This is a genomic window from Lentzea sp. NPDC092896 (assembly GCF_044754905.1).
Lineage (GTDB): Bacteria > Actinomycetota > Actinomycetes > Mycobacteriales > Pseudonocardiaceae > Lentzea.
Genome location: NZ_JBIVPX010000001.1, coordinates 95,958 through 110,323, shown reverse-complemented (window position 1 = coordinate 110,323; position 14,366 = coordinate 95,958). Strand labels below are relative to the sequence as shown.

The 14,366-nt window shown below is 68.5% G+C and carries 11 protein-coding genes; 4 read left to right on the top strand and 7 right to left on the bottom strand.

Going from position 1 to position 14,366, the window contains the following annotated elements:
- Positions 1-27: 27 nt before the first annotated feature.
- Complete coding sequence (locus tag ACIQF0_RS00530) at positions 28-648, top strand: TetR/AcrR family transcriptional regulator (RefSeq protein ID WP_401023182.1); 621 nt, start codon at positions 28-30, stop codon at positions 646-648.
- On the opposite strand, the gene ACIQF0_RS00525 is transcribed toward ACIQF0_RS00530, so the two are convergent.
- Together ACIQF0_RS00525 and ACIQF0_RS00520 are read right to left on the bottom strand one after the other, a co-directional pair.
- Positions 641-913: a GlsB/YeaQ/YmgE family stress response membrane protein gene (locus ACIQF0_RS00525; RefSeq protein ID WP_401023181.1), complete on the bottom strand. Its 273-nt coding sequence runs from the start codon at positions 911-913 to the stop codon at positions 641-643. The two genes, ACIQF0_RS00530 and ACIQF0_RS00525, sit on opposite strands and share 8 nt — an antisense overlap.
- 86 nt (positions 914-999) lie before the next feature.
- A complete protein-coding gene (locus ACIQF0_RS00520; protein WP_319981545.1) occupies positions 1,000-1,779 on the bottom strand; it encodes a sporulation protein in 780 nt (259 codons plus the stop codon).
- A gap of 179 nt (positions 1,780-1,958) precedes the next feature.
- Here ACIQF0_RS00520 and ACIQF0_RS00515 point away from each other — a divergent pair, with 179 nt between their 5' ends.
- From ACIQF0_RS00515 to secA2, 3 genes are all read left to right on the top strand, one after another.
- Positions 1,959-4,883, top strand: coding sequence for a carboxyl transferase domain-containing protein (locus ACIQF0_RS00515; protein WP_401023180.1), 2,925 nt, complete (start codon positions 1,959-1,961; stop codon positions 4,881-4,883).
- A 54-nt stretch (positions 4,884-4,937) separates the two neighbouring features.
- Positions 4,938-6,194: an MFS transporter gene (locus ACIQF0_RS00510; protein ID WP_401023179.1), complete on the top strand. Its 1,257-nt coding sequence runs from the start codon at positions 4,938-4,940 to the stop codon at positions 6,192-6,194.
- A gap of 95 nt (positions 6,195-6,289) precedes the next feature.
- A complete protein-coding gene (gene secA2, locus ACIQF0_RS00505) occupies positions 6,290-8,575 on the top strand; it encodes an accessory Sec system translocase SecA2 (protein ID WP_360046745.1) in 2,286 nt (761 codons plus the stop codon).
- 3 nt (positions 8,576-8,578) lie between these two features.
- Here secA2 and ACIQF0_RS00500 read toward each other — a convergent pair whose 3' ends face one another.
- From ACIQF0_RS00500 to ACIQF0_RS00480, 5 genes are all read right to left on the bottom strand, one after another.
- Positions 8,579-8,842, bottom strand: a complete 264-nt coding sequence (locus ACIQF0_RS00500; RefSeq protein ID WP_360046763.1) for a hypothetical protein — start codon at positions 8,840-8,842, stop codon at positions 8,579-8,581.
- Positions 8,843-8,886: 44 nt separating this feature from the next.
- Positions 8,887-9,999 carry an aromatic ring-hydroxylating dioxygenase subunit alpha gene (locus tag ACIQF0_RS00495; protein WP_401023178.1) on the bottom strand — a complete coding sequence of 371 codons (1,113 nt, stop codon included), beginning with the start codon at positions 9,997-9,999 and terminating at the stop codon, positions 8,887-8,889.
- Positions 9,996-11,093, bottom strand: coding sequence for an N-methyl-L-tryptophan oxidase (solA, locus tag ACIQF0_RS00490; protein WP_401023177.1), 1,098 nt, complete (start codon positions 11,091-11,093; stop codon positions 9,996-9,998). The genes ACIQF0_RS00495 and solA overlap by 4 nt, the downstream gene beginning before the upstream one ends.
- Positions 11,090-13,456 carry an FAD-dependent oxidoreductase gene (locus tag ACIQF0_RS00485; protein WP_401023176.1) on the bottom strand — a complete coding sequence of 789 codons (2,367 nt, stop codon included), beginning with the start codon at positions 13,454-13,456 and terminating at the stop codon, positions 11,090-11,092. Before ACIQF0_RS00485 ends, solA begins: the two co-directional genes overlap by 4 nt.
- 127 nt (positions 13,457-13,583) lie before the next feature.
- Positions 13,584-14,354, bottom strand: a complete 771-nt coding sequence (locus tag ACIQF0_RS00480) for an IclR family transcriptional regulator (RefSeq protein ID WP_401023175.1) — start codon at positions 14,352-14,354, stop codon at positions 13,584-13,586.
- Between the last annotated feature and the right edge of the window lie 12 nt (positions 14,355-14,366).

Here is a 14,366-nt window from a genome sequence, read left to right as displayed (position 1 = left end):
ACCTGTCAACACGCGAGGAGCCGCCCGATGACGACGACCGGACTGGACGGGTTCTCGCTGCTCGACGAGACCTGGCGCACCGTCACCCCGGACGCCGCCCGCCGGATGCTCATCGCGGCCGCCCACGCGTTCGCCGGCAAGGGATATCACGCCACGACGACCAGGGACATCGCCTCGCTGGCCGGAATGTCCCCGGCGGCCGTGTACATCCACTACCGGTCCAAAGAGGAACTGCTGTTCAACATCTCGCTCGTCGGCCACGAGACGTCGCTCGCCCTGCTGTCGAGCATCGGCGGCGACGGCGCGGTGGAACGGCTCAGGAACGCGGTGGCGGGGTTCGCGGGATGGCACGCGGAGTTCCACACGACGGCGCGGGTGGTGCAGTACGAGCTCGGCGCGCTCTCTCCGGAACACCACGCGGAGGTGGCGGAGCTGCGCCGGCAGATCGAGCAGCGGATGCGGGCCTACATCGCGGCCGGCGTCGAGGAGGGCGTGTTCGACGTCCCCGACCTCAAGGGCGCGACCCTGGCCGTGCTGTCGCTGTGCATCGACGTCGCCCGCTGGTACCAGCCGAGCGGGAAGCGGACCCCGGACGAGATCGGCGCGATGTACGCCGACCTCGTCCTGAGGATGGTCCGACCTAACTGACCGACTTCCTGCCGTACACACCGGCCACGAGCGAAACACCGATCGCGGCGACGACGATCTGCACGATCACCTCGATCCAGTCGATGCCCGGCGTGTCCTCCACGCCCAGCAGTCGCGCGATCCACGACCCGATGAACGCGGCCGCGATGCCGACCAGCAGGGTCAGCCAGATCGGGATGGCCTGCTTGCCCGGTGCGAACAGCTTGCCGAGCAAGCCCAGGATCAGACCGATGATGAGCGCGCCGAGAATGCTCTCGATGGTCACGGACGCCTCCTCCCGCTACACCCCGATGCACTCGGGGATCTCGGGCGGAATCATCCCGTTGATCGTGGCTGCCCGCAGCGCGAGAACTACCAGCGGCTACCGGAGACCTGCGACATCCACTGGTTGATCGTCGCGGTCCAGTCCGTGCCGACCGCCTGCTGGTGCGAGACGGCGAAACGGCCGTACGCGTCGCCACCCGCACGGAGCAGTCCGGCGCGCTTGTCGGCCTCCAGAATGACGTGCAGCTCGCCCGGCGTCGTGACGAAGGTCAGCTCGACCTGCTTGACGCGGCCCGCGAACTGCGGCGGCGGGTAGAACTCGATCTCCTGGTAGAACGGCAGCTGCTGCGGCACGCCGTGGATGCGGCCGCGCTCGTTGTCCGCCTTGGTGAAGCGGAAGCCCATGTGCCCGAACGCCTGGAGCACGGCGTCCTGGGACTGCAGCGGGTGCACCCAGATCGGGTCGAGGTCGCCGGGGTCGACGGCGCCGCGGACCTCGAGCTCGGTGCGCAGGCCGAGCTGCATGCCGTGCAGCTGCTGGCCGCCGACGACGTTGATCGGGCACTCGAACGGCACCGGGATCTGGAACGGCAGCGAGAGGTTCTGGTGCGGCTGCACCACGATCCGCTGGCCCACGGAGAACTTGTGGAACTCCATGTTGGTGTTGTACTCGTTGTCGCCGCTCTCGACCTCGACGCGGGTGAGCAGCGCGAGCGTGACGTGGTCGATCTCGGCAGGGTGGTCGCCACCGGCGATGCGCACCTCACCCGACAGCACCTCGCCGGGCCTGACGTTGGGGTTCGTCAGCACCGTGTCGACAGTCGGCCCGCCCACACCGAACGCGCGCATCATCCTCTTGAACACCACTGCGGCCTCCTGAAGCCCTTGCATGTTTGCGGGGAGTCTGCCAACTGGATCGCCCGTTTGCGGCGAAGTGTTCCGTTGACGCCTCAGTACCCCGATCGGTTCCGTATGGACTTCCGTTCACTTCAGATGGCAACATGCGACCGCCGTCACATACTAAGCGGTCGCTCAGGAGGATTGCCGTGCTTCTCGTCGCCAACCGGGGTGAGGTCGCCGTCCGCGTGCTGCGCGCGGCTGCTGACCTCGGAATTCGCACCGTGGCGGTGTACGCGGAGGACGACGCTTCTTCGCTCCACGTGACGCTCGCGGACCGCGCCGTGGCACTGCACGGGCCGTCGCCGTACCTGGACGTGGATCAGCTGCTGGATGCCGCCGAGGGGTGTGTCGCCGTGCATCCGGGGTGGGGATTCCTGTCCGAGAACGCTGCTTTCGCTCGGGCGTGTTCGGAGCGCGGACTGGCGTTCGTCGGGCCGTCCGCTGACGTTCTGGAACTGCTCGGTGACAAACGGCGAGCACGGGAGCTGGCCTCCTCGCTGGGGATCCCGGTGCTGGACGCGCTGCCCGGCGAGTTCCCGGTGATGGTGAAGGCGGTCGCCGGCGGGGGCGGCAAGGGCATGCGGGCGGTTTTTGAGGCTTCGGAACTCGATGCCGCGGTCGAGGCGTGCCAGGCGGAAGCTTTGGCCGCGTTCGGGGTCGGGGACGTCTACTTCGAACGGTTGATGCCCTCCGCCCGGCACATCGAGGTGCAGCTCGTCGGGACGTCGGTGATCGGCGACCGCGACTGCTCGCTGCAGCTGCGGCACCAGAAGGTCGTGGAGATCGCGCCAGCTCCCCTGCTGGACCCGTTGCTGCGCAAGGCACTGCACGAGGCGGCTGTCGCGTTGGCCGTCGCGGCGGGCTACACCGGCGTAGGCACCGTCGAGTTCCTGGTGTCCGGGGACTCGTTCGCGTTCCTGGAGGTCAACCCGCGACTGCAGGTCGAGCACACCGTCACCGAGATGGTGTCCGGAGTGGACCTCGTGCGCACCCAACTGCTGCTCGCCTGGGGCGGTGACGTGGACTTCACGCCGCACGACCGCGGCGCGGCCGTGCAGGTGCGGCTGAACCAGACCTCGGGCGGCGTGCTGTCGTCGTTCGGGCTGCCGGCCGGCCCTGGTGTCCGCGTCGACACGCACGGGTACGTCGGCTACCGGGTCGGGACGCGCTACGACGGGTTGCTGGCGAAGCTCGTGGTGCACGGCGAGGACCTCGACGTGGCGCTGAACCGGGCGCGGCGGGCGTTGGGCGAGTTCCGGGTCGAGGGGGTCTCGACCAACCTGGAGTTCCTCCGCTCGCTGCTGGAGCGCGACATCGTCGGCGCTACTACCGACTTCGTGGTCGAGGAGCCCGTTTCGGGCATGCGGGCTCCGCTGGCGGGCACTGTGGTCGCTGTTGCCGCCGACTCCGTCGTGCTCGAAGCGATGAAGATGCAGCACGTCGTGCGGGTGTCCGGCGACGTGCTGGTGTCGGTGGGCGACACCGTGTCCGAGGGCCAGGTGCTGGCCTCCGGCGTGGGCGAGTCCACTGAGGACGTTGCCGAGGTGGATCCTTCGCACGTTCGGCCGGATCTGGCCGAGGTACTGGCGCGCCACGACTTCGACCGTCCTTCCGCCGCCGCGAAACGGCACGCCAGGGGCGGACGGACCGCGCGGGAGAACATCGCCGACCTCTGCACGGACTTCGTGGAGTACGGCGGCCTGGCGATCGCGGCGCAACGGCAGCGTCGTTCGCTGGACGACCTGATCGAACGCACGCCCGCTGACGGCATGGTGGCGGGCATCGGTGTCGTCAACGGCGCACGGGTCGTGGCGATGTCCTACGACTACGCGGTTCTCGCCGGCACGCAAGGCCTGCGCAACCACCAGAAGAAGGACCGGCTGTTCGCCCTGGCACAGCAGGAGAACCTGCCGGTGGTGCTGTTCGCCGAGGGTGGCGGCGGCCGTCCCGGCGACACCGACCACAGCATGGTCAGCGGACTGGACTGCGGCTCGTTCCACGCGTTCGCGCAGCTCAGCGGGCAGGTGCCGTTGATCGGCGTGGTGGCGGGGCGGTGTTTCGCGGGCAACGCGGTGCTGCTCGGCACGTGCGACGTGATCATCGCGGTCGAGGGCGCGAACATCGGCATGGGCGGGCCGGCGATGATCGAGGGCGGCGGGCTGGGGGTGTTCCGGCCGGAGGACATCGGGCCGTTGGACGTGCAGGTGCCCAACGGCGTCGTGGACATCGCGGTGGCGTCGGAGGAGGAAGCCGTTGCCGTGGCGAAGAAGTACCTCTCGTACTTCCAAGGCGCGTCGGCCGAATGGTCCTGCGCGGACCAGCGCCTGCTCCGCCACGCCGTCCCCGAGAACCGCCTGCGCGCCTACGACATCCGCACCCTGATCCGAACCCTCGCCGACACCGACAGCGTCCTCGAACTCCGCAACGGCTTCGGCAAGGCCATCGTCACCGCCCTGGTCAAGATCGAAGGCCGCCCGATCGCCCTGATCGCCAACGACCCCAAGGTCCTCGGCGGCGCCATCGACGCCGACGCCGCCGACAAGTGCGCCCGCTTCCTCCAGCTCGCCGACGCGTTCGACATCCCCGTCGTCTCCCTGTGCGACACCCCGGGGTTCATGGTCGGCCCCGACGCCGAACGCACCGCCACCGTCCGCCACCTCACCCGCATGGTCGTGACGGGCGCCAACCTCACCGTCCCCTTTGGACTCGTGATTCTCCGCAAGGCCTACGGTCTCGGCGCCCAGGCGATGGCGGCGGGCAGCCTCAAGGTCCCTCAGTTCGCGATCTCCTGGCCCACCGGGGAGTTCGGCCCGATGGGACTCGAGGGCGCCATCAAACTCGGCTTCAAGAAAGAACTCGACGCCATCGCCGACCCGGACGAGCGCAAGCAGCGCTACGACCAGATGGTCGCGATGGCTTACGAGCACGGCAAAGCACTCAACGTCGCCTCGGTCTTCGAGATCGACGACGTGATCGACCCGGCCGACACCCGCCGCTGGATCACCACGGCGCTGGCCCCTGCAACTTCCCGCTCCCAAGGGAAGAAACGCCCGTTCATCGACACGTGGTGAGGAGAATCCGTGGTCAGCGTCGCCCCTGCGGAACAGAAGACCTTACGCCGGCTCATGGCAGCCGGACTCGTCGGTTCGAGTCTTGAGTGGTACGACTTCTTCATCTACGCGACCGCCGCGGCACTGGTGTTCCCCAAGCTGTTCTTCCCGGAGGCGACGCCGATCGTGGCGCTGCTCCTGTCGTTCAGCACGTTCTGGGCGGGCTTCATCGCGCGCCCGGTCGGCGGCCTGGTCTTCGGGCACGTCGGCGACAAGGTAGGCCGCAAACCGGCCCTCGTCATCTGCCTCGGCCTGATGGCGGCGGCGACGTTCCTCATCGGCCTGCTGCCCACCACGGCGTCCATCGGCGTCGGCGCGCCCCTGCTGCTGGTGCTGCTGCGGTTCCTGCAGGGCATCGCGGTCGGCGGTCAGTGGGGCGGCGTGGTCCTGCTGCTGACCGAGACGGCGGGGCCGAAGAAACGCGGCTTCGCTGGCACGTTCGGGCAGGCCGGCGTTCCGATCGGCGTGCTGCTGGGCAACGTCGCCTTCATCAGCGCCACCACGTCCCTCTCACCGGAGGCGTTCGCGTCGTGGGGCTGGCGCGTCCCGTTCCTGGCGTCGGCGCTGCTGTTCCCGGTGGTGCTGTTCATCCAGCTGAAGGTCGAGGACAGCCCGGTGTTCCGCGAACTGAAGGAACGCCGCGCGACCGAACCGGCCGTGGCCCCTGCGCCGCTGACGGAGGTCCTGCGCACCCACCGCAAGCCGATCCTGCTCGGCGCGGGCCTGATGTTCGCCTCCAACGCGATCTTCTACGTGTCGATCGCGGGCGTCCTGTCCTACGCCACCACCACGCTCGGCCTCGCCCGCGAGTCCGTGCTGATCGTCAGCCTGCTGTCGTCCATCGTGAGCATCCCGGTCATCCTCTGGGCAGGCCACGCCTCTGACCGCCTCGGGCGCCGTCCGCTGATCATCGCGGGCACCGTCGGCATGATCGTGTGGGCGTTCCCGTACTTCCTGCTCGTGGACACCGGTTCGCTCGTGTTGCTGTTCGTCGCGTCCACGGTCGGAGGCATCGCGTCCTCTCTCGTGTACGGACCCATCGCCGCCTACCTGGGTGAACTGTTCGAGCCGCACGTGCGGTACTCGGGCGCTTCTCTCGCGTACCAGCTGGCGTCGATCCTGGTCAGCGGCGGCACGCCGTTCGTGATGACGGCTCTGCTGGGCGCGACCGGGACGTCGATGTCCGTGTCGGCGTTCCTGCTGGTCATGGGCCTGTGCACGCTGGTGTCGGTGATCAGGCTGCCGGAGACGCACCAGCCGGAACGGGCCTGATCAGAGGCTGTGAAGGCCCGATCTAAGGGACAAATCGGGCCTTCACAGTCAAGACCTCTGCGGAACATCCGGCCGATGCCGTACGTTGGCGCGTCGTGACCACTCTCATGGCGCGCTTCAAGCAGCGGATGCGCAGGTTCGCGCAGAAACCGGGGTCGATCGACCTCGCCCCGTTCCAGGCCCTGCTCTCGGACGTGGAGAAACACGCCGAGACGTTCAAGGCCTTCAGCGACGAGGAGCTGACGGCGCACGCCAAGAAGCTGCGCGAGGAGAGCACCGACACCGAACTGGTGGCGCTCACCCGTGAGGCCGCCGAGCGCGCCATCGGGCAGCGTCCGTTCGACGTGCAGGTGCTGGGTGCGCTGGGGCTGCTCAGCGGGCTCGTCGTCGAGATGGCCACCGGTGAGGGCAAGACGCTGGCGGGCGCCATGGCCGCGGCCGGCTTCGCGATCAAGGGCAAGCGCGTCCACGTGGTCAGCGTCAACGACTACCTGGCCCAGCGCGACGCCGACTGGATGGGGCCGCTGTACGGACTGCTCGGCGTCACCGTGGGCTGGATCAACGGCAGCTCGAAGCCGGAGGAGCGGCGCGAGGCCTACCAGGCCGAGGTCACGTACGCGCCGGTCAGCGAGATCGGCTTCGACGTCCTGCGCGACCGGATCGTCACCCGCGAGGAAGACCTGATCGTCCCGGAGCCCGAGGTCGCGCTGATCGACGAGGCCGACTCGGTGCTCGTCGACGAGGCCCGCGTGCCGCTGGTGCTGGCCGGTTCGACCAGCGCGGAGGCAGCCGACCCCGTCATCGCGGACCTGGTGAAGCGGCTGCGGCAGAACCTGCACTACGAGATCGACGACGAGGAGCGCAACGTCTTCCTCACGGGTGCGGGGTCCGAGGCCGTCGAGCGCGCGCTCGGCGAGATCGACCTGTACTCGCAGGAGCACGTCACCTCCACGCTGTCGAAGGTGAACGTGGCGCTGCACGCGCAGGTGCTGCTGCACCGCGACGTCGACTACATCGTGCGTGACGGCAAGGTGCACCTGATCAACGACACGCGTGGCCGTGTCGCGAAGCTGCAGCGGTGGCCGGACGGCCTGCAGGCCGCGGTCGAGGCCAAGGAGAACGTCCAGACGACCGAGTCGGGCGAGATCCTCGACTCGATGACGGTGCAGGCGCTGATCTCCCGCTACCCGACGCGCTGCGGCATGACCGGTACCGCCGTCGCCGTCGCGGAGACGCTGCGGGAGTTCTACGAGCTCGAGGTGCTCGTGATCCCGCCGAACAAGGAGAACATCCGCGAGGACGAGCACTTCCGCCTCTACGCGACGCTGGAGCAGAAGGAAGACGCGATCGTCGAGGAGATCAAGGAGGCCCACGAGAGCGGGCGCCCGATCCTCGTCGGCACGCTGGACGTCGCCGAGTCCGAGCGGATCTCCTCCAAGCTGCGCGCCGCCGGCATCGAGTGCGTGGTGCTCAACGCGAAGAACGACGCCGAGGAAGCCTCGATCATCGCGGACGCCGGTTCGTACCAGCGCATCACGGTCTCCACCCAGATGGCCGGTCGCGGTACGGACATCCGCCTCGGTGGTCACGAGGGCGAGGACCACGACCGGATCGCCGAGCTGGGCGGCCTGTACGTGATCGGCTCCGGACGCCACTCGTCATCACGCCTGGACGACCAGCTGCGCGGCCGCGCCGGCCGTCAGGGCGACCCCGGCGGTTCGGTGTTCTTCTCGTCCATGCAGGACGAGCTGATCACCCAGTACGCGCCGGACGCCGAGGATCCGTCCGAAGTGGACGACGACGGCCGGGTGCACGACAAGGGCCTGCTGCACACCTTCGAGCACGCGCAGCGCGTGGCCGAGGGCGTGAACCTGGAGATCCACCGCAACACGTGGCGCTACAACAAGCTGATCGAGCACCAGCGCGACATCCTGCTCAAGCACCGCGACGTCGTGCTGAAGACGGACGCGGCGTTCGAGAAGGTCGGCGAGAAGGAAGGCGCCCCCGACGAGATCGCCGGTGACGCCGCCCGCAAGATCACGCTGTTCTTCCTCGACGACCTGTGGACGCACCACCTGACGTTCCTGTCGGACCTGCGCGAGGGCATCCACCTGCGCGCGCTGGCCCGGCAGAACCCGCTGGACGAGTTCCACCGCGAGGCCATCCCGGCGTTCAACAAGATCGTGCCGGAGTCCTGGGAGCTCACCAGGGAGAAGTACGAGGCGGCCAAGATCACCGATGAGGGCTACGACCTCGCCGACGCCGGGGTCAAGCGCCCCAGCTCGACGTGGACGTACCTGGTGCACGACAACCCGTTCGGCTCCGGCTTGGAGGAGACGATGAAGGGTCTCGTGAAGATGGTGCGCGGCCAGCGCCGCTGACAGTCAGATCTTCCCCGGGACGACGAGGTCGTCCGCGGGTCTCGCGGGCCGGGGCAACGCCTCGGCCCGTCTGGCTGTTCTGGGCCTGGTCATCTCGTCGGTCAGCTTCCTGATCTCCGCGAGGATGTCCAGGTGTTCCTGCGACGGCGGCGGGCCAACGAGGTTGGACCGGTTGTGCGCCGTCCGTTCCGCGCGCTCGGCCAGAAGCCGGATGCGGCGCAGGTGTTCGTGCTCCCCGTCCGGGAGCAAGAGTTCGGTCTGCTCCATCACCCGTGCCAGCTTTCGCCGTGCACGGGTGAGCAGTCGATCCCCTAGTCGGCTGATTCCAGTTTCTGGACGAGCCACTCGTGGAATCCGCCGATGTGGTGCTCTGAGGGCACCAGCACTCCGCCCTGCGCGTAGGCGCGTGAGGCCATCGCGGGCTGGCATCGCTCGCAGGCTTCGAAGTCCTGTTCGTTCACCCGGTGGAACAGCTCGACCGAGCGAGAGACGTCACGGCCGGTGTCGACCACTTCCTTGGCGTAGAGCCAATCGCACTCGACGATCGTCCGGTCCGCCGCCATCGGGTACATCCGGTGCAGGATCACGTGGTCCGGCACGAGGTTGATGAACACCTGCGGTTTGATGGTGATGGCGTAATACTTCCTGTCGCGTTCCTCTTCCAGCGCCGAGAGTTTCTCGAATCCCTCGCTGCCGTCGACGGTGAAACCCCTGATCTCGTCACCGAACTCGGCGCCGTGCCCCACGTAGTACTGCGCCGCGTACCCGTCGGCGAACTCGGGCAGCACCTCGGTGAGCTCGGGGTGGATCGTCGCGCAGTGGTAGCACTCCATGAAGTTCTCGATGATGAGCTTCCAGTTGGCCTTGACGTCGTAGACGATCCGTTTGCCCACGGACAACTGGTCGATCTCGTAGCCGTCGATGCCCTCGAGCGTTCCCAAACGTTCGGTCACGGCGCTCAGCACGTCGTCCTCGAAGCTCGGCGGGTCCTCGGCGAGGTTCACCCACACGTAGCCGAGCCATTCGCGCAAATGCACTTTGGTGAGTCCATACGCAACGCGGTCGACGTCCGGCATTGAGGTGAGATTGGGTGCGGCGATCAGGTTGCCGTCCAACGCGTACGTCCAGGCGTGGTAAGGGCACTGGAACGCCCGTTTGACGCTGCCGGCCTCGTCGACGCAGATGCGCGCGCCACGATGGCGGCAGACGTTCAGGAACGCGTTGAGGCCGCCCTTGCGGTCCCGCGCGATGAGCACGCTCTCCCGCCCGACCTGCACCGTGCGGAAGTCGCCGGCGTTCGGCAGGTCGCCCGACTTCACCGCGCAGAACCACATCTTCTCGAAGATGGCGGCCTGTTCCTGAGCGAAGATCGCGGGATCGGTGTAGTAGCGGCCCTCAAGGGTGGAGATCAGGCTGCCGGTCATCTGAGGCCTCTCAGGCGAGCAGGGTCGAAAAGGCCGATCGGGTGCCGCGTGGCCCCGTCGATCACGAGGTCGGCGAGGATCTCGCCGACGACGGGCACGAACTTGAAGCCGTGCCCCGAGAAGCCGCACGCCACGGTCACGCCCTCCTCGCGGGCGATCACGAAGTGCCGGTCGGCGGTGTTGGTGTACATGCAGGCCGCGGCGCGCTGGAACGTCCCGGCGAGGCCGGGCATCGGCGGCCTGGTCGCGTTGACCACGGCCTCGACCTCGTGGGCGTGCACCGCGCGGTCGATGGTCCCGGGCGTGCAGATCTGGCCACCGCTGTGGAACGCGACCTTCACCGCGCCGTCGTGCTCGGGGAAGCCGTAGAAGTTCGTGCCGTCCGCGCGGTCCCAGATGTAGACCGGGTGGTCGCGGAAGTCGTCGTCCGGGGTGAAGTAGAACTGGACCTGACGTTCGATCTCAAACGGGATTCCCAGCTCCCCCAGCAACTCCGGCGCCCACGGGCCGGGGCACACGACGACGTGCTCGGCTTCGTAGGTGGCCAGAGCGGTGGTGACCCTGCCTGGCTCCCAGTGCGTCACCGGCTCCTCGAAGTGCAGCTCGGCGCCCGCGCGTGCGGCGAGGGCCAGATGCGCCTCCACGGCCGTCTCGGGCACCACGAAGCCCGCGCCCGGTTCGTACAGGCCGATCTCGGAGTCGAACGGCCGGAAGGCCGGGAAGCGCGCACGGAGCTGGGACGCGTCGAGCAGTTCGTGTTTCAGACCGAACTGCTCGACGCTCGCCCGGCTACCCGTGATGGCGCCGCTGTCCTGATCGCCGACGATGACTCCGCCGACGCGGTGGAAGACGTGCTCCCCGCTGTCCTGTTCGATCTGGTCCCACATCTCGTGGGCGCGCAGCAGCAACGGGACGTACGCGGGGTCCTCGAAGTAGGCCTGCCGCGTGACGCGCGACCCTCCGTGGCTCGACCCGTGCGCGTGCGCGGGCGTGAACTTCTCCAGTCCCAGCACCCGTTTCCCGCGCTGGGCGAGCCGGTACGCGGCGGCGCTGCCCATGCCGCCGAGCCCGATGACGATGACGTCGTACGTCACCCTCGCAGCCGCTTCATCTCGGGATCGAACAACGGCTCCGGCGCGGGACGTGCGGTGACGCGGTGCCCGAAGTACTCGATCTCGACCTCGTCGTCGATCTCGCTGGGCAGCCACGCGTAGGCGATGTTGAGGCCCGTCGTGTACCCGTAGGCGGCGCTGGTGACGTAGCCGACCGGTTCTCCTTGGTGGAACACGGGTTCGTTGCCCAGCACGACGCTGTGCGGGTCGTCGATCGTGAGGCAGGTGAGCTTCTTGGTCGAGGTCAGGTTGTGCAGCGATCCCTTGCCGAGGAACTCCTTGTCCTGGCGCACCGCGAACCCGAGCCCCGCCTCGAACGGGTCGTGCTCGGTCGTCATGTCCGTGCCCCACGACCGGTAGCCCTTCTCCAGGCGCAGGCTGTTGAACGCGCCGCGGCCGGCCGCGATGACCCCGTGCCGCTGCCCGGCCTCCCACAGCGTGTCCCACAGCTTCGGGCCCATGTCCGCGGTGGTGTAGAGCTCCCAGCCGAGTTCGCCCACATAGGACAGTCGCAGCGCGGTCACCGGGACGTTCTTGATGAACCCCTTCTGCGCGGTGAAGTACCCCTTCTTCGTGTCGAGGGTGTGCGAGATGTCGTTGACGAGATCGCGGGCCAGCGGGCCCCACAGGCCGATGCAGCACGTTCCGGCCGTGATGTCCTTGACGTACACGTCATCCGGCGCGTGCCGGGTGAGCCAGTCGAGGTCGAGGTTGCCGTTCGCGCCGACCTGGAACGTCGTCGCGTCGAGGCGCGCGATCGTGAGGTCGCTGCGCACGCCGCCCTGCTCGTCGAGCAGCAGCGTGTAGACGACCGCGCCGGGCTTGCGGTTGAGGTTGTTGGTCGTCATGTGCTGCAGGAACTCCAGCGCTCCCGGCCCGCTGACCTCCAGCCGTTTCAACGGGGTCATGTCGAACAGTGCGACCCGTTTGCGCGTCACCAGCGCCTCGGCGCCGCAGATCGGCGACCAGAACCGGCTCGCCCACTCACCTCGCGCCGGCACCTCGGCCACCTCGGGCAGGCCGGCGTTGGCCTCGTACCAGTGCGGCCGCTCCCAGCCGGACGCCTCCAGGAAGAACGCGCCGAGCTCCTGCTGCCTGCCGTAGAACGGACTCGTGCGGATCGGCCGCGGGCTCTCCATGGGCTGCAACGGGTGCAGCACGTCGTAGACCTCGACGAAGTTCTGGCAGCTGCGCTCCAGCACGTAGTCCGGCGCCAGCTGCACCTGCTCGAACCGGTTGAGGTCGCTCGAGTGCAGGTCCAGCTCGGGCTGCCCGTCGACGATCCACTCGGCCATCGACCGCGCCACCCCGGCGGAGTGCGTGATCCACACCGCCTCGGCGACCCAGAACCCCTTCAGGCCCGGATGTTCGCCCAGCAACGGCATCCCGTCACTGGTGAACGAGAACAGGCCGTTGAAGCCGCTCTCCACCCCCGCCTCGGCCAGCGCGGGGATCAGCTCGACGGCCGACTCCCACGACGCCTTGAAGTCCTCCTCGGTGAACGGCAGCTCCGAGCCGGTGATGTCCTGGGCGGCGACGGGCATGGGCCGATGCCCGTACGCGCCAATGCCCAGCGCCTGACCGTGCGAGCGGAAGTACAGGTCGGCTTCCTGGTGCCGCAGGATCGGCTGCCGCGCCAACGCCTCCGCGTCGGCGTTCACGTTGCCGGTGAACACGTACTGGTGCGCCATCGGCACGAGTGGCACGGTCAGCCCGACCATCTCCCCCAGCACCGGTCCCCACATGCCGGCGCACGACACCACGATGTCGGCCGGGAACACGTCCGTGTCGGTCCGCACGCCGGTGACCCGGTCGCCCGAGGTCTCGACGGCGACGACCTTCTGCCCGAACTCGAACCGCGCCCCGCGCTCGATCGCCCGCCGCGCCTGGATCTCGGCGGCCTGGACGGGCCTCGCGAGGCCGTCGCTCGGGATGAGGAACCCGCCGAGCAGCTTGTCCCGGTCCAGCAACGGGTGCAGGCGCGCGACCTCGTCCGCGTCGATCAGCCGGCTCGGCACGCCCCACGACGTGGCCCAGCCGTGCCTGCGCGAGAGGTCGGCGAGCCGTTCGGGACCGGTGGCGATCTCCAGGCCACCGATCTGGTCGAAGCAGCCCAGAGCGGTGTACTTGTCGACCGTGTAGCGGGCGAAGGCGGTCATGCTGCGGCAGGAGTTGGTCTGGAAGACCAGGCCGGGGGCGTGGCCGCTGGACCCGCCGACCGCGAGGCCCGGGGCCTGGTCGAGGACCGTGACGTTGGTGAAGCCCTTGTCGGTGAGCTCGTCGGCCAGCGCGCATCCGACGATCCCCGCCCCCACGAGCACCACGCGAGGCACTTCACCTGGCATCAGGACACCCCTTCGCCGCAGTTGCGAGTAACAGAACTCGTTCCGCTATCTGCAACAAACTGCGGCTCGGGGGCCCAGCTGTCAATACCGCCGTTCAGCCGCCGGAACCCGGCGGCGCCGACACGTTCTAGCCGGCGAAGTAACCGAGCTGCGCCGACAGGTCCGCGGCCGCGGACGTCATCGTCGGCACGATCTCCTCCACCCGCTGCCGGGACAGCCGGTAGGACGGCCCCGACGCACTCATCGCCGCGACCACCTCACCGCGATGCCCGCGCACCGGGACGGCCACCGCGTGCAGCCCCAGTTCCAGTTCCTCGAAGCACGCCGCGAACCCCTGCGCGGCGATGGCCTTCAGCTCGACCAGCAGCTGCGAGGCGTCCACGACGGTGTTCTCGGTGTAGGAGTCGAGCGGCTGCGACGCCAGCCGCTTGCGTTCGTCGTCCGGCAGGTAGGCGAGCAGGATCTTGCCGGACGAGGTGGCGTGCAGGGGCGTGCGCTGGCCGATCCAGTTCACGGCCGAGACGGCGGCGGAGCCGCGGGCCTGGGTGATGTTGATGGCGACGCCGGCGTCGTGCACGGCGATGTTGACGGTCTCGCCGAACGAGTCGGCGAGGGTCTGGCAGACGGGCTGGCCGAGCTTGGTCAGGTCCATCCGTCCGGTGGCCGCACCGGCCAGGCGGACGACCCCGAAACCGATGGCGTATTTACCTCTTTCACCGAGCTGCTCCACTAGGCCACGCGACTCCAGCACGGAGACGAGTCTGGACACCGTGGACTTGTGCACACCGAGCTCACCAGCGATTTCGGTGATGCCGGCCTCACCTTGGGCCAGCAGTTCGAGCACGCTGATGGCTCTGTCCACGGACTGCACCTGAGCTGCCGAGTCGGAGTTGCTCATCGCGCAACAGTA

Excerpts from the sequence above, each read along its gene's own strand:
- ACIQF0_RS00530 (WP_401023182.1), top strand. The coding sequence starts at position 28 with ATGACGACGACCGGACTGGACGGGTTCTCGCTGCTCGACGAGACCTGG.
- ACIQF0_RS00510 (WP_401023179.1), top strand. The coding sequence starts at position 4,938 with ATGGCAGCCGGACTCGTCGGTTCGAGTCTTGAGTGGTACGACTTCTTC.
- ACIQF0_RS00500 (WP_360046763.1), bottom strand. The coding sequence starts at position 8,842 with ATGGAGCAGACCGAACTCTTGCTCCCGGACGGGGAGCACGAACACCTG.
- ACIQF0_RS00495 (WP_401023178.1), bottom strand. The coding sequence starts at position 9,999 with ATGACCGGCAGCCTGATCTCCACCCTTGAGGGCCGCTACTACACCGAT.
- ACIQF0_RS00485 (WP_401023176.1), bottom strand. The coding sequence starts at position 13,456 with ATGCCAGGTGAAGTGCCTCGCGTGGTGCTCGTGGGGGCGGGGATCGTC.
- ACIQF0_RS00480 (WP_401023175.1), bottom strand. The coding sequence starts at position 14,354 with ATGAGCAACTCCGACTCGGCAGCTCAGGTGCAGTCCGTGGACAGAGCC.